The sequence below is a fragment of the Streptomyces sp. NPDC059861 genome (assembly GCF_042731435.1).
In the GTDB taxonomy this organism is placed as follows: Bacteria; Actinomycetota; Actinomycetes; order Streptomycetales; family Streptomycetaceae; genus Streptomyces.
In genome coordinates this window covers 39089-62455 of the sequence record NZ_JBHWJQ010000036.1, presented here as the reverse complement: position 1 = coordinate 62455, position 23367 = coordinate 39089, and the positions used below count along the sequence as shown (strand labels likewise).

The 23367-nt window shown below is 70.1% G+C and carries 18 protein-coding genes and 1 pseudogene; 7 read left to right on the top strand and 12 right to left on the bottom strand.

What is annotated here, in order from left to right:
• Window positions 1–263: 263 nt before the first annotated feature.
• A complete protein-coding gene (locus tag ACFV6X_RS27495) occupies window positions 264–1010 on the bottom strand; it encodes a calcium-binding protein (RefSeq protein ID WP_385387699.1) in 747 nt (248 codons plus the stop codon).
• A 283-nt stretch (window positions 1011–1293) separates the two neighbouring features.
• Between ACFV6X_RS27495 and ACFV6X_RS27490 the strand changes: the two are divergent.
• A pseudogene (locus ACFV6X_RS27490) lies at window positions 1294–2642 on the top strand (S28 family serine protease).
• A 54-nt stretch (window positions 2643–2696) separates the two neighbouring features.
• On the opposite strand, the gene ACFV6X_RS27485 reads toward ACFV6X_RS27490, so the two are convergent.
• The 4 genes from ACFV6X_RS27485 to ACFV6X_RS27470 form a co-directional block, all read right to left on the bottom strand.
• On the bottom strand, window positions 2697–3389 hold the full coding sequence (locus ACFV6X_RS27485; RefSeq protein WP_385387697.1) for a hypothetical protein: 693 nt from the start codon (window positions 3387–3389) through the stop codon (window positions 2697–2699).
• A complete protein-coding gene (locus tag ACFV6X_RS27480) occupies window positions 3382–3921 on the bottom strand; it encodes a SigE family RNA polymerase sigma factor (protein WP_385387695.1) in 540 nt (179 codons plus the stop codon). Before ACFV6X_RS27480 ends, ACFV6X_RS27485 begins: the two co-directional genes overlap by 8 nt.
• A 110-nt stretch (window positions 3922–4031) precedes the next feature.
• Complete coding sequence (locus ACFV6X_RS27475; RefSeq protein ID WP_385387693.1) at window positions 4032–4667, bottom strand: hypothetical protein; 636 nt, start codon at window positions 4665–4667, stop codon at window positions 4032–4034.
• A gap of 256 nt (window positions 4668–4923) precedes the next feature.
• Entirely contained in the window at window positions 4924–5457 is a 534-nt protein-coding gene (locus tag ACFV6X_RS27470) for a GNAT family N-acetyltransferase (protein ID WP_385387691.1), read from the bottom strand.
• Window positions 5458–5828: 371 nt separating this feature from the next.
• Between ACFV6X_RS27470 and ACFV6X_RS27465 the strand changes: the two genes are divergently transcribed.
• Window positions 5829–6710 (top strand): alpha/beta fold hydrolase, encoded by an 882-nt coding sequence (locus ACFV6X_RS27465; RefSeq protein ID WP_385387689.1) that lies wholly within the window; start codon window positions 5829–5831, stop codon window positions 6708–6710.
• Window positions 6711–7018: 308 nt separating this feature from the next.
• Window positions 7019–7318, top strand: a complete 300-nt coding sequence (locus ACFV6X_RS27460) for a hypothetical protein (protein WP_385387687.1) — start codon at window positions 7019–7021, stop codon at window positions 7316–7318.
• Window positions 7319–7381: 63 nt separating this feature from the next.
• Here the strand turns inward: ACFV6X_RS27460 and ACFV6X_RS27455 are convergent, their stop codons facing one another.
• Complete coding sequence (locus tag ACFV6X_RS27455; RefSeq protein ID WP_385387685.1) at window positions 7382–8587, bottom strand: globin domain-containing protein; 1206 nt, start codon at window positions 8585–8587, stop codon at window positions 7382–7384.
• A gap of 138 nt (window positions 8588–8725) precedes the next feature.
• Entirely contained in the window at window positions 8726–9166 is a 441-nt protein-coding gene (locus ACFV6X_RS27450) for an RrF2 family transcriptional regulator (protein ID WP_385387683.1), read from the bottom strand.
• A 170-nt stretch (window positions 9167–9336) separates the two neighbouring features.
• On the opposite strand from ACFV6X_RS27450, the gene ACFV6X_RS27445 reads away from it, so the two are divergent.
• On the top strand, window positions 9337–12138 hold the full coding sequence (locus tag ACFV6X_RS27445) for an exo-beta-D-glucosaminidase (RefSeq protein ID WP_385387681.1): 2802 nt from the start codon (window positions 9337–9339) through the stop codon (window positions 12136–12138).
• Between the two features lie 80 nt (window positions 12139–12218).
• On the opposite strand, the gene ACFV6X_RS27440 is transcribed toward ACFV6X_RS27445, so the two are convergent.
• The gene (locus tag ACFV6X_RS27440) at window positions 12219–13088 is read right to left on the bottom strand and encodes a carbohydrate ABC transporter permease (protein ID WP_385387679.1); all 870 of its coding nucleotides are present in this window, start codon (window positions 13086–13088) and stop codon (window positions 12219–12221) included.
• 161 nt (window positions 13089–13249) lie between these two features.
• On the opposite strand from ACFV6X_RS27440, the gene ACFV6X_RS27435 reads away from it, so the two are divergent.
• On the top strand, window positions 13250–14458 hold the full coding sequence (locus ACFV6X_RS27435) for an RNA-guided endonuclease InsQ/TnpB family protein (protein ID WP_385387677.1): 1209 nt from the start codon (window positions 13250–13252) through the stop codon (window positions 14456–14458).
• Window positions 14459–14471: 13 nt separating this feature from the next.
• Here the strand turns inward: ACFV6X_RS27435 and ACFV6X_RS27430 are convergent, their stop codons facing one another.
• Genes ACFV6X_RS27430 through ACFV6X_RS27420 form a run of 3 tightly spaced genes read right to left on the bottom strand, consistent with a single transcriptional unit; the run spans window position 14472 to window position 17745 of the window.
• Complete coding sequence (locus ACFV6X_RS27430; protein WP_385387675.1) at window positions 14472–15434, bottom strand: carbohydrate ABC transporter permease; 963 nt, start codon at window positions 15432–15434, stop codon at window positions 14472–14474.
• Entirely contained in the window at window positions 15428–16768 is a 1341-nt protein-coding gene (locus ACFV6X_RS27425) for an ABC transporter substrate-binding protein (protein WP_385387673.1), read from the bottom strand. The genes ACFV6X_RS27430 and ACFV6X_RS27425 overlap by 7 nt, the downstream gene beginning before the upstream one ends.
• Window positions 16765–17745 carry a GNAT family N-acetyltransferase gene (locus tag ACFV6X_RS27420; protein WP_385387671.1) on the bottom strand — a complete coding sequence of 327 codons (981 nt, stop codon included), beginning with the start codon at window positions 17743–17745 and terminating at the stop codon, window positions 16765–16767. The genes ACFV6X_RS27425 and ACFV6X_RS27420 overlap by 4 nt, the downstream gene beginning before the upstream one ends.
• Before the next feature lie 773 nt (window positions 17746–18518).
• Here ACFV6X_RS27420 and ACFV6X_RS27415 point away from each other — a divergent pair.
• Entirely contained in the window at window positions 18519–22208 is a 3690-nt protein-coding gene (locus tag ACFV6X_RS27415) for a S8 family serine peptidase (RefSeq protein WP_385387669.1), read from the top strand.
• On the top strand, window positions 22205–22756 hold the full coding sequence (locus ACFV6X_RS27410) for a hypothetical protein (RefSeq protein ID WP_385387668.1): 552 nt from the start codon (window positions 22205–22207) through the stop codon (window positions 22754–22756). The genes ACFV6X_RS27415 and ACFV6X_RS27410 overlap by 4 nt, the downstream gene beginning before the upstream one ends.
• Here the strand turns inward: ACFV6X_RS27410 and ACFV6X_RS27405 are convergent.
• Entirely contained in the window at window positions 22753–23310 is a 558-nt protein-coding gene (locus ACFV6X_RS27405) for a TetR/AcrR family transcriptional regulator (RefSeq protein WP_385387666.1), read from the bottom strand. The genes ACFV6X_RS27410 and ACFV6X_RS27405 overlap by 4 nt on opposite strands.
• Between the last annotated feature and the right edge of the window lie 57 nt (window positions 23311–23367).

Sequence of the window (23367 nt, the reverse complement as noted above, 5' to 3'; positions counted from 1 at the left end):
GTGAGCGCGGCCGGCGCGGCCGTCGTCAGCGCAACGGTCAGCAGCGCGGGGGCGAGGAGCGCGCGATACACCCACGCCCGCACACAATGAACCGCAACACGCCCGCGCGACTCGTTCTCCCACCCACCCCCCGTGTGCAGACCACCGAGACCGGAACGCGTTGATGGTGTTCGGCGCCGTGATGACGCAGGCGAGCATTGGAGAACCGACTTCGGTCGCCTTCGGACCTCAGTGTGCGGGCCACGAGGGCCAGCGCAAGAAAGCTACTTGGCGTCCACGTAGGCCCCGGCGTTGGCCGCCGCGGCGGTGGTCGACGAGCCCCAGAACCGGAAGCGCCAGTAGCCGTCGGCCGTGGCCCTTACGGTGGTCCTGAGGAAGCCCTTGCCGTCCGCCTTGATGACCTTGACCGTTCTGAAGCTGCCCGAGTTCTCGGCGCGGAACTGCACCCGCACAGGCTGACCGCCGAAGGTGACGTACTTCTGTCGCTCCCAGTCCGCCCGGATGAGGGCGCCGCTGAGGACGACGGGGTAGCCCTTCTTCACCGACGTCGGAAAGGCGTGAGTGGTGACCTTGGCAATGCGCAGCACCTGGGCCGTGCCCGCCTGGTCGAGGGTTCGGTAGTCCCCGTCCTGTGCGAACACGGAGACCCGGACACGCCAGGTGCCCGCGTCGGCGTTGACCAGCCCCTCGCGCCTCGGCTCGATCTCGGACCCGGCGACGCACGGGCTCCGGTCGCAGTGCGCACCGGCGCCGCCGGTGAGGGCGGTCCGCCGGTCGAAGCTCGTGCCCCGCCACAGCCACGCCTCGACGCTGCGCAGGCCTGAGTTGTCGGAGGCGGTGATCCTGTAGCCGAAGAACCTGCCGCCGGTGCCGACGGGTATGCCCTTGCCGCCGTTGACGACGACGTTGGTGATCTTCGTGTTGCCGCGCCCCTCGTCGGCGTGGGCGCCGGGTACGGCGAGTGTCGCCAATGCGGCGGTGGTGCCCAGCACGGCGACCACGGGTCTCATACGCATGTGTCCTCGCACGGGGAAACAGGGGGTGTCCTCCAGTGGACTTCCGGGCAACGGGTCAGACCGTCGGCCCCCGCAGGAGGTTGCCCCCGAACGGCAACCGACGGCAGGCGACCACAGACCGTCCTCCGCTGCCGACGGGCCCCGCCGTTTCCCCGTCGCGACCGTCCTCCCTGTCGCCGTCTCCCTCGCCCGGGGGAGACGGATCCCCCACGCACGGGATCCGGCCCGTGCTCGCCCGCGGATGTACTGGGGCAGTTGACGGCACGAGAGGACTGCGATGCGCACCTTGACGAGACGACACCTCCTGATCTCGGCGGCGACGGCGGCTTCGGCCACCGGGTTAGCCGCAACGGCGGCCGGACCGGTGCGGGCGGCGTCCATGACGCGACGCACGTACGACGACGACATCGTCCGGCGGTTGCGCGCCCTGCCAGGACTGCGGGTCGTCGAGGAGCGACCCGGAGCCGAGCCGGGATACCGGTTCTTCGTGCTGGGCCTGCGTCAGCCCGTAGACCACACCGACCACTCCGCCGGCACCTTCGAACAGCGCCTCACCCTCCTGCACACCGGCACGGACTGTCCCATGATTCTGGCCACGACCGGCTACGAGGTCCCGCTCTCGCCCCGCCGCACCGAGCCGGCGATACTGCTGGGCGGCAACCAACTCCTGCTCGAGCACCGCTACTTCGGGACCTCGCGCCGGGCCGCCGCCGACTTCGCCCACCTGACCATCCGCCAGGCCGCCGACGACCATCACCGCATCGTCCGCGTCTTCCGCCGTCTCTACCCGGCTGCGTGGATCTCCACCGGCGGCAGCAAGGGCGGCATGGCCAGCGTCTACCACGGGCGCTTCCACCCCCACGACGTGGACGGCACCCTCGCCTACTCCGCCCCGAACAACGTGGACGACCGCGACGACTCCGCCTACCTGCGCTTCCTGGACACGGTGGGTACGGCAGCCGACCGCGAGGCGCTCCGGGCGGTCCAACGCGGGCTGCTGCTCCACCGTACCGAGCTGGGCGCCCGCTACGAGGCCTGGGCGACCGCGACCGGCAACTCCTTCCGCATCGTCGGCAGCCGGACCAGGCGCTGGAGGTCGCCGTCCTGCGCGCCCCGTTCATGTTCTGGCAGAACGGCGCCGACGCAGCGGACCGCGCGGCGATCCCCCGGCCGGACGCCTCCGTCGACGAGCTGTACACCTGGCTGGACACCACCGCCGGGCTCGCTCTGTACGCCGACACGAACGCGCGGCAGTACATACCGTACTGGTACCAACTAGGTACGCAGATGGGGTATCTCGACGTCCCCACCGCTCACCTGGCCGACCTGCTGCGCCATCCGGACGGCATCGCGCCGCGCGTCTTCGTCCCCCGTGACATCCCGATGTCCTTCGACCCGCGGGCCATGGCGGACATCGACCGCTGGGTCCGCCGCAGCGGCAGTCGGCTGCTGTTCGTCAACGGCGCGCAGGATCCGTCGGTTGCCGAGTCGTTCCCGCCGGCCGCCCGCGACTCCCGGGTGCTGTGGGCGCCGGACGCCGGCCACCACGTGACGCTGGACGCCCTCTCCTCCACGGACCGTGCCGCGGCCGTCGACATGCTGAGCCGCTGGGCGGGCCGGCGATGAGGACGATGCCCTGGTGCTCGTAGCGAGGGCGAGCCGGCAGTGACAGGAGAGCCTTCAGGGGCCGGCGACCTCCTCGAAGCGTTGTGCCAGGAGCACTTCACCGTCCTTTCCGTACACCCTGACCGTGTAGTCGGTGTCCACGGTCGAGGCGTCGGTGAAGGCGTAGTAGGTGCCCCATCCCGTATCCCCGGGCAACGTCAGCGCTGGGGCGGTCCGGCGCAGTCCGGAGTCGAAGACGAGCTCTATCCACGTGGGTGGAGTTCTGGCGCGGAAGGCTCCGAAGTACAGAGGCGGCCCGTCGCCGACCTCGAGGCCTGAGCTGAGGCTGTCGGGGCCGAGGCTGTCGCCGATGGAGTCCCTGGCTTGTTCGATGGCGGCACTGATGTCGCCGTTGCTCACCACGAAGTTCTGCCGCCCCTCCGGGAGCAGCGCCATCCGGTGGCCGTGGCCGATGTCCACCGGCGTGTACGGGGAGACGGTGCGAGGGCCCCGGTGTTCCGGTGACGGAGCGGGGCGGGGTGTGGCCGTGGCCGTGGACGTCGGAGGCGTCGGCCGAGTCCGGGCCAGGTCCGTCAGGCCCACGGCTGTCAGCGCGACCACCGCGGTGACGGCGCCGGTCGCGACGACGGTACGGCGGCGGCGTGCGACGCGGCCCCTGCGCACGACGTGGTCGACCGGGGCCGGGCTGGTGGGGAACGTGTCCGCCTCGTTGCGGAGGAGTTCGCCGAGTCGCTGGTCGTCAGTCACGACCGCCCCCTCTCGTGCCGCGGCCACGGCCGAGGGTGGCCGGTTCGGACATGACGGCGTGTTCGCGAAGCTTCTTCAGCGCTCGGGCCGTATGGCTGCGCACCGTGCCGACGGTGGTGCCGAGCAGTCGAGCGACCTCGCTCTCGCTGCGGTCCTCCAGATACCGCAGCACGGTGACCGCCCGCTGTTTCGGCGGAAGCCGGGAGAGGGCGTCGAGTATCGCGCTGCGTTCGGCGAAGCCGTCGGTGTGGTCCGGGGCCTCCGGCTCCGGGAACCGCGTGGTCAGCCATTCACGGCCCTTCATCCGGCGCAGCCGGTCCACATTGATATTGATCATGATTCGCCAGACGTAGGCATCGGGATCGTCCGTGCGCCGTATGCGTTCCCACTTCACATAGGCCTTGGCGAGGGCTGTCTGGACCAGGTCCTCCGCGTCGTGGTGTTGCCCCGTCAGCAGGTGCGCGGTGCGCAGCATACGGGGCCAGCGGCTGACCATGAACGCCCGGAACTCCGCCTCCGTGCTCGTCTTCAATCGAGTCCTCGGGTCGGCCGCCGCCGGTCCGGGCCACGCCGTCGTGCCGTCGCCCGCAACGCGGGACGGCACGACGGCGTGGCCTCAGCTCCAGGCGTGCGGAAAGGGCGTCAGCGGCTTGCGGGCGAGGCGTCGTACGTCAGGTCGGCGAGGACCGAGCCGTCCGCGCCGTACGCGGTGACCGTGACCGCCCCCTGCGGCCTGCCGGCGCCGGCCGCGTCGTGGTAGTACGTGCCCCAGCCCGGCCTGCCGGGCAGTCTCAGCATGCCGGCCTCCACCTCGGCACCGGTGCCGAGGCACAGGGTGATGCGCGCCGGTACCTCGTCGGTGCGGAAGGCGCCGGTGAACAGTACGTCGTCCCCGTCGACGCCCATCCCGCCGCTGAGGCTGTTGGGGCGGATGTCGTCACCGACGAGGCTCTTGGCCTGCTGAACGGCCTCCTCGAAGTCGTTCCACGCCACCACGTAGTTCTGCTTGCCCTCGGGCAGGAGTCCCATCTTCGCCCCCTGCCCGATCTCCACCGGCTGGTACGGCCGCACGACCCGCGGACCGGTGGTAGAGGCGTCGGCACGCGCTGGCGTCCCCACCCCCGCCTGTTCCTGGCCGCCCGCGGCCGCCTTGCCCGCCGCGATGTTCAGGCCTTCCGCGTCGGCACCGCCGGAGGCCTGGCCGCCCCCGGCGAGAGCCGTCCCCGTCCCGGCCGCCAACGCCGCCGTCACGACCGCCGCCATGACGACCCTGTTCATCCTCATGAATCCTCCGCTGATCCGTCCACTCGGTGAATGGCTACACGTCTCAGACGCCTGACGGCCCCGGGACCTATGTCGCACCGCAGGGACTTTTTTCCACGGAGTCGGAGCCGGTGTCGGAGTCGGAGGGGGAACCGGAGCCAGGTTCGAGTGTGAGGAGTGACCAGAGTGCCTGGACCGCAGGGGCCGCCCCGAGCGAATTCGAGGGCGTCGGTGCGCCAGAAGCCGCCGTGCGGCGGGTTCGGGCGCGTGTTCAGGCGTGGAACTCGGTGAGGTCGATGTGGTGCACGCGCAGGGGGAAGCCGTATGCCGGGTGTGTGGTGTCGCGGTCTGGCGTCATCCCGAGCTTTCGGATCACGTTCTCGGAGGCGTCGTTGCCGATGCGGTTGATGCTGATGACGCGGTCGAGGCCGCGGTCCTGGAGGGCGAACTCCAGTGTGGCGTGGGCCGCTTCGGATGCGTATCCCTGGCCCCAGAACTGTGAGCCGAACTGCCAGCTGATCGCCACGGCGGGCAGTACCTCGGGCAGGAACTCGGGCACGGACAGTCCCGTGAGTCCGGCCAGTTCACCCGAGGCCAGCAGTTCGACGGCGAAGAGGCCGAAGCCTTCCTCGTCCCATTCCTCCTCCCACTGCTCGATGTCCTGCGCCGTCTGCTCCAGGCTGCGCGTCGAGCCGTCGCCGATCCAGCGCATGACTTGCTGATCGGCGTTGATGTCGGCCATGGGCACGAGGTCGTCGTCGTGCCAGCGGCGGAGGATGAGGCGGGGGGTCCGGATCTCGATCATGGCGCCCATCCTGCCGAAGTCGACGGCTTCATAGGTAATCAGTTGTCCTGGCGGTGCCCCGCACAGCCCGGTGTCCGTAGTGACCAGCATCTCCGCTTGCTGGTCCGAGCCCTTCCCACACCTCTCGCCGGCGCGGTCACACCCACTGCCGTACCGGGTTCACCCGATTGCATCGCGTGAGCTGGCCCGGTGCCACGGACGCGTGAAGCGTGTTGCCGTAGAGCCCGACGGAAGGCGAGAACGGCATGAGCACGGTCCATGGCATACGACGCCGCACACGGCGTCTTCACGGCGCGGCGGCTGGATTCGCCGTCGCCCTCCTGTGCGCGGCCCCGGCGGCACCGGCTTCGGCGGATGGTGGCGCGGGCGGCGTGAAGCCCACCATCGTGCTGGTACACGGTGCCTTCGCCGACGCGTCCAGCTGGAACGGAGTGGTCAAGCTCCTCCAGCAGGCGGGGTACCCGGTCGTCGCTCCCGCCAATCCACTGCGCGGGCTGGCCAGTGACGCCGAGTACGTCCACAGTGTGCTGAAGAGCGTGCGGGGACCAGTCGTGCTCGTCGGTCACTCCTACGGCGGCGCCGTGATCAGCGAAGCCGCTGTCGGTGACGCCCAGGTCAAGGCGCTGGTCTACGTCGCCGCCTTCAGCCCGGCGGTGGGAGAAAGTGCTCTGGAACTGTCCGACAAGTTCCCCGGGAGCACTCTCGGCAGCGCCCTCAAGAACGTGCCGTTCCCCCTTCCCGGTGGTGGCACCGGTACCGACCAGTACATCAAGGACGAGAAGTTCCACGACCAGTTCGCCGCCGACGTACCCAGGTCGGTCACCGACCTGATGGCCGCCACTCAGCGTCCCGTGGCCGCCTCGGCCCTGCAGGACAAGGCCGCCGAGGCCGCCTGGAGGACGATCCCCGCCTGGACCCTGGTCACCACCGAGGACCGCAACATCCCGCCGGCCTCGCAACGCTTCATGGCCCGGCGCGCCCACGCGCACACCGTCGAGGTCAAGGCGTCCCACGCCGTCGCGGTGTCCCAGCCGGGCGCGGTCACCCGCCTGATCGAGCAGGCCGCACAGACCGTCGGCCCCTCGATGACCGCCGACGATCCTTCGGGCAGGACCCTCGCCGACACCGGCTCCGGGCGGCAGACCACGCACGCCGTCATTCTCGGCGGCATATCCGCCGCGTCAGTGACCGCAGGTGCGGCCGTCGTCCTCCTCGGCCGACGGTGGCGATCGCAAGCGAGTCGCGGTCGCTGATGCCGCCGGCGGCGCGGCCGGAGCCGAGACCGAAGGCGCACCATGAGTAGGCGGCCAACCGTTCACGACGTGCGTTTCGCCGAGCGGATCACCGCGAGTCGTCGGCCGGCTCTGGTCTTCGGTCCAGGTGTGGACCGGGCCGGTGGCTGGTCGGCGACGCGGCGATGGTCCGCCCTGGTGACGAGTTCCGCGTCGAGTGCCGCCGCTGTCGCCTTGGCGGAGAGGGTGAACGCGGCTGTCCACGGCGCGCCCCTTGCCGACCGCGCCTCGTTCCCCGAGAACCCCCGCTCTACCAGGGGCCCCTCGGCATGTCGCTGAAGGGCGTCAGCGACCGGCTCGCCGGGCACGACCTGGTGGTGGTCATCGGTGCCGAGGTGTTCCGCTGCTACACATACGTCGCAGGTGACGACCTGCCCGAGGGCACCGAACTGCTGCACGTGACGGACGATCCGGCGGTGGCCGGTGCCGCGCGGGTCGGTGACAGGGTCCTCGGCGACCCCAAACTCTCGATCGAGTTCCTCACGCAGAACGTCGGCGAGGGCAGCGAGCGCCCCGGCCATCGCCGATGCCGCGCCCGCGGGGAGCCCGAGAAGACGGAACTGAGCTGAGAGTGCTCAGGTGTCCACAGGCTCCACGGCCGGGGCGGGTGGACGACGCCGCCCGATCCGGCCCTACTTGCTGAGCCAGAGGTCGGGGCCGAAGACCTCGTAGTGGATGGCGGAGGGGTGTATCCCCTTGGCCAGCAGCTCGCCGCGCACGGCGCGCATGAAGGGCAGCGGCCCGCAGAGATAGGCGGTGGTGCCCGAGTCGGGGGTGAGGCGGTCGAGTGAGGCCCGGCCGGCGAAGACGTTGGCGGCGGGGGAGTGGTGGTGGTCGTTCTCGTACCACAGGTGCAAGTCGGCGTTGTTCAGGCGGTCGACGAGATCGGCCTGCTCGTGACGGTGCACGTGGTCGCGCGGCGTGCGGTCGGCGTGGACGACGGTGACGGAGCGCGTGGAAGAGGTGAGAGCGAGGTGGTCGAGCATCGACAGCATCGGGGTGATGCCGATGCCCGCGGACGCGAGGAAGAGCGGGGAGCCGGTGTCGGGCAGGACGAGGTCACCCGCCGGCAGCGAGACCTCCAAGGGGTCACCGACCTCGGCGTGGGCGTGCAGCCATGACGAGACCTCCCCGTCGGGGACCCTGCCGTGGGCGTCGCGCTCACGCTTGACGGTGATGCGCCAGGTCTTCTGGCCGGGGGCGGTGGACAGGCTGTACTGGCGGATCTGATGGGCACCGTCGGGCAGGCCGACACGAACGCTGACGTACTGGCCGGGCCGGAAGGGTGTGGCGGGACGGCCGTCGGTCCGGCGCAGGACCAGGGAGACGGCGTCGTCGGACTCCTGGTGCCGCTCGGTGATCTCCATACGCTGCCATACGTCACCGTTCTCGACGCCGGCCTGGGCGTACAGACGGGCCTCGATGGCGATCAGGGCGTTGGCCATCAGCCAGTAGACCTCGTCCCATGCGGCGGCGACCTCGGTGGTGACGGCCTCACCGAGGACCTCGGCGACCGCTCCGAGCAGGTGGCGTCCGACCAAGGTGTACTGGTCGGCGGTGATGCCCAGCGAGACGTGCTTGTGGGCGATGCGCGACAGGAGGGCGTCCGGGCGCTCGTCCGGCCGCTCCACCAGCATGGTGGCGAAGGCGGCCACCGAACCGGCCAGGGCCTCGCGCTGGGAGCCGGTGACCTGGTTGGTGCGGTTGAAGAGGTTCCGCAGCAGTTCAGGGCGGTCTTCAAACAGGCGCTCGTAGAACCGGGCCGTGATCGACGTCAGTGAGGCTCCGACAACGGGAAGCGTCGCCCGGACGATGGGCTCCGACTGCGCAGAAAGCATCAGGCACTCTCCTCTTTCGGTGTTGGGTTAACTGGTATTTCAGATGCGTATTTTTGGTCGTGCAGGGTCTGTGCGACGGTCGTCGTTGCGGTGGTGCGAGACGGTCGGGGGCTGCGGCGCCGCCGGCGGCTGGGCCGGTCAGTCCGGGGGAGCGCCCAGTGAGAGCAGTACGGGTCCCGTCGGCGCCGTCACCAGATCGGCCACGGTCACGCCGTTCAGTGAGGAGTAGAAAGCCTCCTGCGCCTCCAGCAGTGCCCGTCGCAGTCGGCAGGCACCCGCGAGGGGGCAGGGGGTGTCGCCCTCGCAGACCACGGCTTCCCGGTTCCCCTCCAGGGTCCTGACCAGATCGCCCACGCGCGTACGGCGGCCCGTGTCGGTGAGTGACAGCCCGCCGTTACGTCCGCGACGTGCCTCGATCACCCCCAGCCTCTGCAGCTGCGCGATGGCCTTGGCCATGTGCGTGTAGGGGACGTTCATCGAGGCGGCGATCTGCCGTGTGGTCAGCAACTCCTCGTCGTCCACGACGGCGAGGCGCATCACCGCCCGGAGTGCGAGGTCCGTGTACCTGGTCAGTCTCACGAGCCACACGCTAGCAATGTTGCATCTTGGATGCATATTTTGCGGGGAGTGACACTCGTCTCGCCTGAGCCGCTTCATTACTCCTACCCGCCCGCTCCGGTTGCTGCGAACGGGCGACGCGCGGCATGTGGAGCGTCGCCCGGCAAGGCTTCGGCACCATGCTGAGTGGCATGTCTCAACAGCTGGGCCGGGTGTCGCCGTGCCGCTCTGGTTACCCGTTCCGGTGGCCCGTCCCGGCCGGTGGCCCGTCACGCCGCCGGCCTCGCGCACCCGGCCGGTTCGCCGTCTCCGCACTCCTGGGCCTGCTGGCCTTCCTGGCCCCCGCCCTGACCCCGGTCGGCTTCACCGGCCAGGCGGCGACCGGTACGCCGGCCGCCGCCGTGGTCACCGTCGCTCCTGACTCCAGCAGGGCGCTGGCCGGGTTCATGATCCAGTCGACCGCCTCCGTGAAGGACCCGGCGGCCGAGGTGTCCAGCCCCGGCTATCGGACGAAGGACTGGTACCAGGCCGGCCCTCGCTCCACCGTCCTCGCCGCCCTGCTGGCGGCCGGCGTCCACCCCGACCCGTTCCACTCCACCAACCAGAAGCGGATCCCGGCCGCCGACTTCACGGTCCCGTGGTGGTTCCGGTCCGACTTCTCGGTCGAGGACAGCCGGGCAGGTCGTACGTATCTCGACTTCAGCGGGGTGACCTCCGCCGCCGACGTCTTCGTCAACGGCCGCCGCATCGCGACGGCGAGCACGGTCGCCGGGACCTACACCCGACACGAGCTGGACATCACCGCGCTGATCAGGCCGGGCACCAACACGGTCGCCTTCCGGATCCAGCCCAACGACCCGCGCAAGCACCTCACCGTGGGCTGGCTGGACTGGCTGCAGCCGCCGCCGGACCGGAACATGGGCATCGTGCGCGACGTCGTCGTCCGCCGCAGCGGCCCCGTGGTCCTCCGTGACGCCCACGTCGTCAGCGACCTGGCCGTGCCGTCGCTGGCCTCCGCCGACCTGACCGTCAAGGCCCGCCTGCGCAACGACTCACCCGACACCGTCACGGCGCGCCTCTCCGGCACGGCGGGGCCCGCGGCCCTCGGCCGGCAGGTGACCTTGAAGCCCGGGGAGAGTCGGACCGTGGTCTACTCTCCCGCCGACCAACCCGCACTCCATGTGCCTTCGCCACGCGTATGGTGGCCCGCCGGGATGGGCAAGCAGCCCCTGTACGACCTCGACCTGGCAGTGACGGTGGACGGGGTCACCTCCGACACCGCACACACCACCTTCGGCATCCGCGACGTGCAGGCACCGATCAACGCCGACGGCGCGCGGCAGTACCGGATCAACGGCCGCCCGCTGCTGATCAAGGGCGCCGGCTGGTCCCCCGACGAGTTCCTGCGCTGGGACCCCACCTACGTCGAGGACCGCCTCCAGTACGTCCGTGACCTGGGCCTGAACACACTGCGCCTGGAAGGCCACCTGGAGCCCGACGAGTTCTTCGACCTCGCCGACCGGTACGGAATCCTCACGATCGCCGGCTGGGAGTGCTGCAACAAGTGGGAAGGGGAGGTCAACCCCGCGGAGTCCGGGGAGAAGTGGGACGCCGCCGACCATGCGGTCGCCCAGGCGTCGATGGCCGCCGAGGCGGCCCGGCTGCGCGACCACCCGAGCGTGATCTCGTTCCTGATCGGCAGTGACGCGGCGCCCAACGCCAAGATCGAGTCGGGATACCTCGAAGCGCTGCGGGCGGCCGACTGGAAGGTGCCCGTGATCCCTTCCGCCTCCGGGAAGCCGACACCCGTCACCGGCCGCTCCGGGATGCGGATGACCGGCCCCTACGACTGGGTTCCGCCCGGTTACTGGTACGACAAGCGCGAGGGAGGAGCCACCGGCTTCAACTCCGAGACCAGCGCCGGCCCCAGCATCCCCACGCTCGACACACTGCGGCGGATGCTGACCCCGGCCGAGCTGCAGACCCTCTGGAAGCAGCCCTCGGCTCCCCAGTACCACCGCTCTCCCTCAGCCACGTTCTCGACACTGAAGCTGTACAACGCCGCGCTCGCCGGCCGCTACGGACGCCCGAAGGATCTCGGCGACTACGTACGCAAGGCACAGCTCGCCCAGTACGAGAACGTCCGGGCGCAGTTCGAGGCGTACTCCCGCAACGCCAAGGACGCCTCCGCCCCGGCGACCGGCGTCATCTACTGGATGCTCAACAGCGGCTGGACCTCCCTCCACTGGCAGCTCATCGACCGCTATCTCGACCAGAACGGGTCCTACTTCGGCGCGAAGAAGGCCAACGAACCCCTCCACATCCAGTACGGCTACGACAAGCGCACGGTGAGCATCGTCAACAACCGCGCGACCGTCGCCGCCGGGTTGAACGCCCGGGTCACGCTCTTCAACCCCGACGGGACCGAGAAGTACGACCGCACGGTGACCGGTGTCGACGTCGAGGCCCGCGGCGTGACCACCACCTCGCTGACCCTCCCGAACACGGTCCCCGGTCTGGCGAAGACCTACCTGGCCCGGCTGTTGCTCACCGACTCCGCCGGCCGGGAACTGGGCCGCAACGTCTACTGGCTCTCCACCCGCAAGGATGTCCTCGACTACGCCCGCACCGACTGGTACTACACGCCCACCACCTCCTACGCCGACCTCACGGGACTGAACTCGATGCCGCAGGTCGCCCTGGACGTGACAGCCACGACGACGGAGACCAGAGCCGGCATGTCGACGACCACCGTGACCCTGCGTCACCCGGGCACCACGAAAGCCCCCGCTCTGCTCACCGACGTCGACCTGATGTCGGCGGACGGGAGGACTCCCGCACTGCCCGTCCACTGGAACGACAACCAGATCAGCCTGTGGCCCGGCGAATCGGCAACTCTCGTGGCCTCCCACCGGACAGCCGACCCGGACCGCACCCCACGCGTACGTGTCTCCGGATGGAACGCCCGGGCCGTCACCGTCCCGTCCAGCTGACGACGCGACAGCAGGACCCCGTGCGGCACGGGGTCCTGCGCCGGTCGGCAAGGCACGACGACGTGATGTGCCGAGGCTTCCTACTTGAGGCCGCTGAGCATCACGCCGCGGATGTAGTACTTCTGCAGCAGCAGGAAGAGGATCAGGACCGGCAGGATGCTCAGGACGAGACCGGCCATGACGATCGGCATCGTGCGGGTCGGATCCACGTAGTCCTGCAGGAACTGGATGCCGACGGGCATGGTCATCACGTCCGGGTTGGCGGTCGAGATGAGCAGCGCCCAGATGTACTCGTTCCACGCCTGGACGAAGGTCAGCAGACCGAGCGTCAGCACGACCGGCCTGGTCTGCGGTACGACGATCCGCCACCACACGGCGAACTCGCCGGCACCGTCGATGCGCGCGGCCTCCAGGACCTCGTCCGGGATCGAGACCATGAACTGGCGCATCAGGAAGATGCCGAAGCCGTTGACGAGGAACGGCATGGCGAGCGCCGCGATGCTGACGGTCAGGCCCGCGCCGCCGCGCCCGAACAGGTCGTTGCCGCCCGCGAGCGGCCAGTGCACCAGGATCAGGAAGTGCGGGATGAAGAAGAGGAACGGGGGGAACATCATCGTCGACAGCACGAGTCGGAAGATCAAGTTCCGGCCGGGGAAGCGGAGTTTGGCGAGCGCGTAGCCGGCGAGCGATGACGTGATCAGCACCGACCCGGTGATAACGAGGGTCGCGACGACGCTGTTGCGGAAGAGCACCGGCAGATCGAGCTGGTCGATCGCCGCCCGGTAGTTCGACAGGTCGAACGCCTTGGGCGCGAACCGGTACGGCAGTGTGCCGGCCTCACCGGCCCCCTTGAACGACGTCATCACCATGTCGAGGAACGGCACCACCGTGAGCACGGCGCCCGTCACGACCACCAGGTACGACAACCACGGGATACGGCGGCGGATCATCGGTGCTCTCCTTCATGGATGCCCTGGCCTTCAGGCTGGGGAGGGAGCGGAGCTCCTGCGGAGCAGGGCGGTAACAGGCGGTTCGCCGTCAGGGTGGACCGGTGTCCACCGTTGTCCGGCCGATTCCCGCTGCTCAGAAGGGAGCTGATGGCTTGTGAGGCATGACGCGGCAGGTCAAGCGGGCTTTCACGTACCGCTTTCACCCCACGGGCGAGCAGGCGGCTGAGCTGTCGCGCACGTTCGGCTGTGTCCGGCTCGTGTACAACAAGGCGCTGCAGGAGCGCACACGGGCCTGGTACGGCGAGCAGCGCCGTGTCTCCTACGTGCAGTCGTCCGCCGCGCTGACACAGTGGAAGAAGACCGAGGAACTCGCCTTCCTGACGGAGGTGTCCTCCGTCCCGCTCCAGCAGGCACTCAGGCATCTTCAGACGGCGTTCGGGAACGTCTTTGCCAAGCGGGCCAAGTATCCGCGGTACAAGAGCCGGAAGAAGTCCCGTGCGTCGGCCGAGTACACCCGCAGCGCCTTCAAGTGGCGCGACGGACAGCTCACGCTGGCCAAGACGGCAGAGCCGCTGGACATCCGCTGGTCGCGTCCCCTCCCGCGGAGCGCGGAGCCCACGACGGTCACCGTGTCCCGCGATGCGGCTGGACGCTGGTTCGTCTCGATGCTCGTCGAGGACACCATCTCCCCAGCGCCCGCAACCGACCCTGCTGTCGGCCTTGATGCCGGAATCACCTCCCTTGCGACGCTCTCCACCGGCGAGAAGATCGCCAACCCCCGGCACGAACGGCGGGACCGCGCCCGTCTCGCCCGCGCGCAGCGGGAGCTGTCGCGAAAGGCGAAGGGCTCGGCGAACCGGGAGAAGGCCCGGCGTCGCGTCGCCAGGGTTCACGCGCGGATCGCCGACCGGCGCCGCGACTTTTTGCACAAGTTGTCGACTCGAATTGTCCGTGAGAACCAAACGGTCGTGATCGAGGACCTCACCGTCCGCAATCTCGTCAAGAACCGCTCGCTCGCGCGAGCGATCAGCGACGCGTCGTGGACGGAACTGCGCTCCATGCTCGAGTACAAGTGCGCCTGGTACGGGCGCGAACTCGTCGTGATCGACCGCTGGTTCCCCAGCTCGAAGCTGTGTGGAGCCTGCGGCACGGTCCGCGAGAAGCTGACGCTGAACGTCCGCGAGTGGACGTGTGGCTGCGGCGCCGTGCATGACCGCGACTCGAACGCGGCACGCAACATCCTGGCCGCCGGGCTGGCGGCGTCTGCCTGTGGAGACGGTGTAAGACCTCAACGGGAGTCCTCCCGGACGGGGCGGTGGTCGGCGAAGCAGGAACCCCAGCGGGCGGCCGCTGGAATTCCCCGCCTCTAGGCGGGGGAGGAAGTCAAACGTCCTCCTCCTTGCGTCGGAAGATCCACAACTGCGCCAGCGTGACCACGAGAACCACCACGAAGAGCACGAAGGCGGCGGCGCTCGCAGGGCCCCACTGGCCGTACGAGAAGGCCTGCCGGTACATCTCCAGGGCAGCCACGTTGGTCGCGTCGCCCGGCCCGCCCTTGGTCATCACGGTGATCAGCGCGAACGACTGCAGGCCGCTGATGAACTGGGTGATGCACACGAGCAGCAGGGACGGCCGCAGCAGCGGAAGTGTGATCTTCCAGAACACGGTGATCGGTCCGGCGCCGTCGAGCGCCGCGGCCTCGTAGTACGACTCGGGAATGGACTTCAGCCCGGCGGTCAGGACGAGGATCGCGGAGCCGACCGAGGCCCAGGCATGGACGACCACGACCGAGGGCAGCGCGGTGTCCGGGTCCTGGAGGAAGGCAACGGAGCCGAGCCCGAGGGAGTTGAGCACGCCGTTGACGAGGCCGCCCGGCTCGTACATGTACTTCCACACGTTGCCGACGGCGACGACGGTCGTCACGATCGGCAGGAAGTAGAGCGTGCGCCACAGACCCTGGAACCGCAGGTTGTCGATGCAGGTGGCGACGACCACGGAGCCGGCGAGCGAGAGGACCACGGTGCCCAGGGCGAACAGCAGCGTGTTGGTGAGGATCGGTGCCAGGAACGTCGACCCCTCCGCGAAGAGGCCCGTGAAGTTGTCCATGCCGACCGGTTCGATACCGCCGAGGTCGAACCCGGCCCAGCGGGACATCGACAGCAGCAGCGCGAAACCGAGCGGCAGGAGCAGGAAGACGGCGAAGAACAGCAACGTCGGCGCGAGGAAGAGATAGGCGACGACGGCCTGGCGGCGCCGGGCCCGGGCGTGGCCGTCGACGGCGGGCGAGGCGGAGCGCGTGCTGGGTGCCGCCCGCTCGGTCGTGGCCGGCGTCAGCGCGTTCACCATGAGCGTGACACCTCTCGGTCGACCTGACGGCGGGTGGTGCGCAGGGCCTGGTCGACCGTCTGCTGGCCGGTCCACAGCGCCTCGACGTTCTTGCGCAGCAGCGATTTGGCCTGTTGTGCGCCGGGCACGTTCGGTTCCGGCACCGAGTACGCCAGCGCGTCCAGGAAGGGGCGCAGGTTCGGGTCACTGTGCGTGCCCAGGAGCGTGCGCATGTCGTCGGCGCGGCCGGTGAGGGAACCGGCCGAGACCTGCAGGGAGCTCATCCGGGTCGCCCTCCCGCCCCCCTGGGCGCCTTTGACGTTCACCTTCTCGGTGTTGAGCCAGCGCAGGAACTCCCAGGCCGCGCGCGGGTGCTTGCTGTCGGCGTTGACCCCCAGCATGAAACCGGTGGAGAGCGTGGCGCGCCTGCCGTCCGCCTCGGGGAGGGGCAGTGGCGCGACGCCGACGTCGCGGTAGTCCTTGCCCATCAGGGATTTGAGGCTCCCGGTCCACCAGCCGGCGCTGACCACCATGGCCACCTGCCCGGACCGGAACGCCTTGTAGACGTTGACACCGGGGGCGCTGGCACCTCCGACGACGAGGCGGTGCTCCAGATCGAACACGGCCCGTCCGGCCGGCGAGTCGATGGCGGTGCTCCTGCCGTCCTTGGAGACGAACACGCCGCCGGCGGCGTTGAGCAGGGCGAGTGTCTGGCCGACCGTGGTGGAGTCGTCGACGGTCGACAGCCCGAAGCCCTGGACCAGTGTGTTGCCGTACCGGTCACGCCTGGCGGTGCGGTAGGCGGTTTCCTCCAGTTCCCGCCAGGTGCGTGGTGGGCCGTCGACGCCGGCTTCGCGCAGCAGCCGTTTGTTGTAGTAGAGGGCGTACGTCTGCACCTCGGTGGGATAGCCGTAGACCTGGCCGCCCACCGAGGCGGCGTCGACCGCGGCGGCGCTGTAGCCGCGTGTGATCTCCTCGGCGTGCTCCCGGGGGGCGGGTCGCAGGACGCCGGCCTGGACCAGTTGGCCGTTCCACAAGCAGTACGGGTGGAGGATGTCGGCGCCCTGCCCCGCGGCCTGCCGGACCATGAACGTGGTCAGCAGGTCCGTGAACTCGACGGCCTTGGTCTGCACCTTGACCCGGTCGTGGGCGGTGTTCCACTCGTCGACCGGTCCCTGCAGGGCCTCCTTGAGCACCCCGCTCGCGTAGTGGGTCAGCAGGGTGAGGACGACCGGGTCCCCGGGCCGCCCGGTGCCCTGATGGGGCGCGGCGCATCCGGAGGCGAGCAGCGCCGAGGGGAGCGCAAGCGCGAAGTGACGGCGGCTCAGGCCGCCGGTGCGGCGGGCCGTGGTCATCCGGCGGCCTCGCGGCGCATCACGCGGAACACGCGGGTCGTGGTGAAGCCGGTCTTGCGGTACATGTGGCCTGCCGGGGACTGCGCGCCGGTCCACAGGAACCACGCGGAGTGCGCGCGGCGCGCCCGCATCCTCTCCAGGACCAGGTGCAGGAGGACCTCGCCGAGTCCGGTGCCGCGCATCTCCTCCAGCACGCCGATCGGGCCGAACCGCTCGTCCACCGCGTCGAACGCGCCGTGCATCGCCCAGCCGACCAGGCGGCCCGAAGGGTCCCGGACGACGACGATCCGGTCGAGTGACGTGCCGGCGGCCAGACACGCGCGGATCGTGCACGCCCAGTCCGGACCGAAGTGGCTGCCGGCGAGCGCGAACAGATCCACCAGGTCGTCGTCGGACGGGGTGGCGAACCGGTAGCCCTGCGCCGTCAGTTCCTCGACGCGGCGCGCGACGTGCTCCGGGAAGCGATAGCCCACCAGGCCGCGGTCCATCGCCTCCGCCTCGTACAGCGTGCGAAAGCCCAGGGACTCCAGGAGCAGGGCCGCTTCCGGGTACGTCTCGGCGTCCAGGCCGGGCAGGACGTAGTTGGGGGTGTACGAGGAGAAGTCCACCCGGGTGCGGCCGTGGCCGTGCAGCCAGTCGAGGGCGTCGGCCAGCAGCCGGCGGCCGAGGCCGCGCCTGCGAACGGCCGGGTCGACGAAGAAGAACGGGATCCAGCCCTGCTCCGGCTCCAGGTCGGTGCCCGTCATCGGCGTCAGACGGCGCACCGCGTAGGCCGCACCGACGACACGGTCCCCTTCGAGGGCGACCCGAAGACCCTCCGGATCGAAGTTGGCGTCGAGCAGCACCAGGGAACGGAAGCGGTCCGCAGTGACGGCGTCGGCCGGCGCGCTGCGCCGCCACACCTCCACCACCTGCGGTCCGTCGCCGGCGCGAAAGCCACGGATGTCGGCCCGGGATGTCGTGGTGCGACCGGTCATCGGCGGGGTTGTCCTTCCTGGTGCGCCGCCGGTGTGATCCGGCTCGTCACCGCGAGGCGGTAGTCCGTTGTCATCCGTTGCCCGTCTGTCAGTGACATCTCGAAGTGAAGGCTGAAATCTACTGGGATGTCCAGTAATTGCGCAATTATCCACCAACAGGTCCCGCCCAGGGCGGCGTGGCTGGGCGTGGTCGACAGGAGTGGGGGCTGCGCGCGCCCACCTGGAGGCGACGGCTGTCGCAGTTTCGACATGGCGCATTCGTGCCACGTGGAGGACGGTGACACGCCAGGTCGCGGGGCGCATGATCTCGGACAGGTTGTGAACCCCGGTTGACGAAGGGTTTTTGCGCATGGCACCGAACCGCCTGCTGGCGTGGACAGCGACAGGATGGACGCCGGCCGCCGGCGAGGTGCCGAGCACGGCCCGCACGGCTGCGGCCGGCCCGCACTCCGCGCCGGCCTGACCGGCAGCGCCGCCAGCTGAGGCCGACCGGGGCGGCAACGCCTCGCCCCGAGCCCGGCAGCCCCCGATGTCGTGGCCGGCTGCCGCTCGTCCCACAAGTCCCCTGTGTGACAGGCCAGTGCGTTGCCGCCCTGATTCCGATGCCGGGAAATGACAAGAGAGGCTGTAACCAACCCATGAGACGCATCCGCCTTTGGGCGGTGATATCGATGTCGGCCGTAGTGGCGACGGGCGCGATAACGCCCGTTGCCGCCCAGTCTCCGCCGGGGGCCGACACCCCCACGCCGGCATCCGGCGATCGCACGAGCACCGTGCGGTTGATCACCGGTGACGTGGTCACCGTCAGCGACGCGCCGGACGGCAGGAAGACCGCCTCGGTGCGGCGCGCGCCGGGGCGCGAGAACGTCTTCTTCCAGGTGACCGAAAGCGACGGCGGCCTGACCGTCCTGCCGTCCGACGCGGCGCCGCTGGTCCGTAGCGAGCGGCTGGACGCGGGGCTCTTCGACGTCGGCGCTCTCATCGCCCAGGGGTACGACGAGGCGCACGCCGACGCCCTGCCCCTGATCGTGTCCGCTCCCAAGGGTTCGGCGCGCGCAGCGGCCGAACGGGAGGACGCGCTCGCGGAGTTCCACGAGGGCTCAGGCGAGCCGCGGCAACTGAAGAGCATCGACGCCCAGGCCCTGAGCGTCGCGGACCAGGACCTGGCCGCCTTCTGGAAGCAGCTCGCACCGGCGACGGACGCGTCCGTCGCGAGGGCGGTGGCGGCGACCCCGAAGATCTGGCTGGACCACAAGGTGCGTCCGACACTGGATCGCAGCACCGCGCAGATCAACGCCCCGGCTGCATGGGCCGCCGGTTACCACGGCGAGGGCGTCAAGGTCGCGGTCCTCGACACCGGTGCCGACCAGACGCACCCCGACCTCGCCGGCCGCGTCTCCGAGGCCAAGGACTTCTCCGGCAGCGGCTCGACCAAGGACCACTTCGGGCACGGCACACACGTCGCCGCCACCGCCGCGGGCAGCGGCGCCGCCTCGGACGGCCTGCGCAAGGGCGTCGCGCCCGGCGCCGACCTGCTGGTGGGCAAGGTCCTCGGTGACGACGGCTACGGCACCGAGTCCCAGATCGTCGCGGGCATGGAGTGGGCCGCGGCCCAGGGCGCCAGGGTCATCAACATGAGCCTGGGCGCGGACATGCAGACCGACGGCACCGACCCCATGAGCCTCGCCGTCAACGAGATCTCCCGCAGCAGCGGCGCGCTCTTCGTCGTCGCCGCCGGAAACAGCGGCGGGCAGGGCGAGATGACGGTCGGGTCGCCCGGCGCGGCCGACGCCGCCCTCACCGTCGGCGCCGTCGACCGTGACGACTCGCTGGCCTCGTTCTCCAGCCGTGGGCCGCGTGTCGGCGACAAGGCCGTCAAGCCGGACATCACGGCTCCGGGCGTCGGCATCGTCGCCGCGCGCGCCGCCGGTACGACCATGGGCGCCCCGATCGACGACCATTACGTCGCCGCGGACGGTACGTCCATGGCGACGCCGCACGTGGCCGGTGCCGCGGCGCTGCTCGCCGGGCAACACCCCGACTGGACCGGGCAGCAGCTCAAGGACGCGCTGATCAGCACGTCCCGTACGGTGTCCGGTCAGGTGCCGACCCAGCAGGGCGGCGGCCGCGTCGACGTCAAGGCGGCCTTCTCCGCACCCGTCACCGCCACCGGCACGATCGCGATGGGTCCGTTCGGCAGGGACGGCTCCCCGGTGGAGCGGGCCGGAGTGATCCGCTACACGAACCACTCCGACGCCGAGGTCTCGCTGAACCTGCGTGCCGCGCTGGCCACCAACGGCGGCAGGGAACTGCCCGCCCAGGGACTGACGCTGGGAGCGGGCACCGTCCGGGTCGCCCCGGGCGCGACCACCGAGGTCCCGGTCGGCGTCGACCCGGTCAAGGCGGGCCGCGGCTCCTACTACGGCTACGTCACCGCCACGTCCTCCGACGGGATTTCGGTCCACACCACCGTCAGCCTGATCGTCCGTGGCCCCATGCACAAGGTCACCATCGAGTCCCACGGCCCTGACGGTGAGGCAACCGGCTGGAACATCGTGGACGTCTTCGGAGGAGAAACGGACGTCCAGTTCGTCAGCTGGGACCCCCTGGTCTTCGAGGTCGAGGAGGGCACCTACCAGTTCGGCGGCACGCTGCTGCACCACAGCGGCGGCGACACGCGGCTCATCCACGTCGTGGAGCCCGAGGTGAAGGTCGCCGGGGACACGACCGTGACCCTGGACGCGCGCAAGGCCGAACCGGTGCGTGTGCGCACACCCATGCCCGCCGAGCGGCGCAACAACGCGACGTTCCAGACGTACCGGAAGATCGACGGCGCGGCGGCGGCCCGGACCACCTACTACGAGGACGGCGGCGGGTCGGTCGACCTGTACGTCACTCCCACGTCCAAGGTCACCGAGGGCGAGTTCGAGTTCAACACCCGCTGGGAAATGGCGGCTCCCGACATCAGGACCGAGGTCCGCGGCGCGGACTTCGACCTGGATCCGTACTACCTCGCACGCTCCGCCCCGTTCGACCCGAAGGGCGAGCGGCTCACCGCCGTGTACGCGGGGACCGTCGAGAACCCGGACCTGCGGCCCGGCACCGTGCGAGGCAAGCTCGCCGTGATGCGCGACGACACAGCCTCGGGCGAGTACGAGCTCGCGGAGATGGCCGCGCGGGCCGGCGCCAAGGGCCTCGTGATCGTCCTGCCCGAGGGGCTGGTGGCCTGGACCCGCTGGCAGCCGACGGACACCCGCTCCGCCGTCCCCGTGGTCCGGGTGACGGCGGCCGACGGGGCTGAGCTGCTGCAGTACATGAAGAAGCACAAGGCCCTCGTCGACGTCTCCGGGACGGTCAAGAGCCCGTACCTGTACGACATCAGAGCGATCTGGAAGAACCAGATCCCGCAGGACGCGACGTACACCGTCTCGGACCGCAACACCGCGCAGGTGAAGGCGTCCTACGCGGACAACAGCGCGCTGGACTGGACCGCCGAGCAGCGCTTCAGCTGGCGCCCCTTCGCGAAGGTCACCATGGAGACCACGCGCGCGGTGCCGACCGGTCTGACGCGCTCCGAGTACGTCTCCTCCGGGGACACGGAGTGGATGCACCACGTCGACTTCATCACCAGCCCGTACGCGGACTTCGCCATGCGGTCGGGCCTGCAGGACGCCCCCCGCACCTACGCGCCGGGGGAGAAGGCCACGGAGGAGTGGTACAAGGCCGTTGTCCGGCCCTCCATCCCGCGTGGCTGGAGCAATCCCTCCGTTCGCACCGGCAACGTCCTGAGCCTGGCGATCCCGGAGTACACGGACGCGATGGCCGGCCACTGGGCCCGCAAGCAGGCCCCCGGACTGTCGGGCGGCATCGGCAGGGCCGGATCGCCCGGAACGATGGACGAGCCGACCTACCCCGCCGGCGACACGGTGACGGCCGTCCTCCACCGTGACGGCAAGGTCGTGGGCAGTTCCAACGCCGCCTGGGGGAACTTCCCGGTTCCCGCCGGCCAGGCCGACTACCGGCTGGACCTGACGACGGAGCGTCTCAGCGACTACTGGCGGACCGGCACGCGGACCGCCACGTCGTGGACCTTCCGTTCGGACACCGCGGCCGAGGAGACGCTGCTGCCTCTCCTCCAGGTCGACTACGGGGTCGAGGCGGACCTGTGGAATCGGGTCGACGGCGGGAAGCGCCATGAACTCGACCTCACCGTCAGACATCAGGACGGTCTCGCCGCCCCCACCGGGGTCAAGCTCAAGGTCGAGGCGTCCTTCGACGACGGCAGGACCTGGAAGGGGCAGGTCCGCACCAAGGACCGCGGCCACAACCGGTTCACCGCCACCGTCGAGTCGCCGGGCGATCACCGGCAGGGCGGGTACGTGACCCTGCGGGTCACGGCCTCCGACAAGGCGGGCAACACGGTCCAGCAGACCGTGGAGCGGGCCTACTTGATCGGTAGGTGAGTGAGCGCGCCTCCGCGGGACACCCCGCGGAGGCGCAGCTCGTCCGTTCCGTCCTCGACGCCCTGCCCGGCGAGGCCGACCCCGCGGGCAGGCTGGGCTTCACGGTCGCCGACCTCGCCCGCGACGCCGGGTGGGAGGCGGCCCTCGAAGGCGTCGACCACGTCCTGCACGTCGCCTCTCCTCTCGGCCTCTCCGCCGGCGCCGACCCGGGCGTCATGATCAGCGCGGCCCGCGACGGCGAGTTCGTGTGGATGCGGGAGATGGCCGGCGTCCTGCGTGACGGACTCGGCTACGACGGCCGCCGCGTGCCCACCCGGCGGATCCCCGACGCCGTCGTTCGCTTCATGGCCCGGTTCCGGGAACCCGCGCTGCGAAAGATCACTCCCGCTCCGGGCCGCCGCAATCGGCACAGCACCGAAGAGGCGAGGACCCTGCTCGGCCGGCAGCCCCGGGGCGCGACGCCTGCGCGGTGTTCCGCCGTGCTCTCGGAGCTGCCTTCGTGCCCCTGGGCGCGGAGCGATCCTCGGATTTGCCGGATACGTGGCTAGTGGCGGGGTCGCATGCCGGATCGGACCAGCATGCGTGCCAGGTCGGTGCTCTCCGGGAGGCTGTCGACCGGCAGGGGCTGCAGGGCGAGTGCGCCCTCGTGCAGCACGAGCAGTCGGGTGGCGAGGGTGGCCGGGTGCGAGCAGCCCGCCGTGGCGGCGAGTTCCTCGAACAGGTTCAACAGCCAGAGCTTCTGGGCCGCGGCGACACGGTGTGCGGGATGCGAGGGGTCCGGGAGTTCCGCAAGTGCGTTGATGAACGCGCATCCGCGGGTGTTGGTCTCGCTCCAGGTCCGCAGTGCTTCGAAGGGTGCGGTTACGGCCTCGGCGGGGGTGTCGCTGGCGTCCACGGCGGCTCGGACGAGTGACCGCCAGCGTTGGTCGCGTTCCGTGAGACAGGCCGTCACAAGGTGGTCTTTCGACCCGAACTGGTTGTACAGGGTCCGCTTGGTGACTCCCGAATGCTCGGCGATGAGATCCACGCCGACCGCGGTGATTCCTCGGCTGTAGAACAACTCCTCGGCGGCCGCCACGATGCGGCGGCCGGCGGGCGTCATGGGCCGCGCCTCCTGCACGACGCACCCCTTCACTGATCGGTGTACGGTGGAAGATGT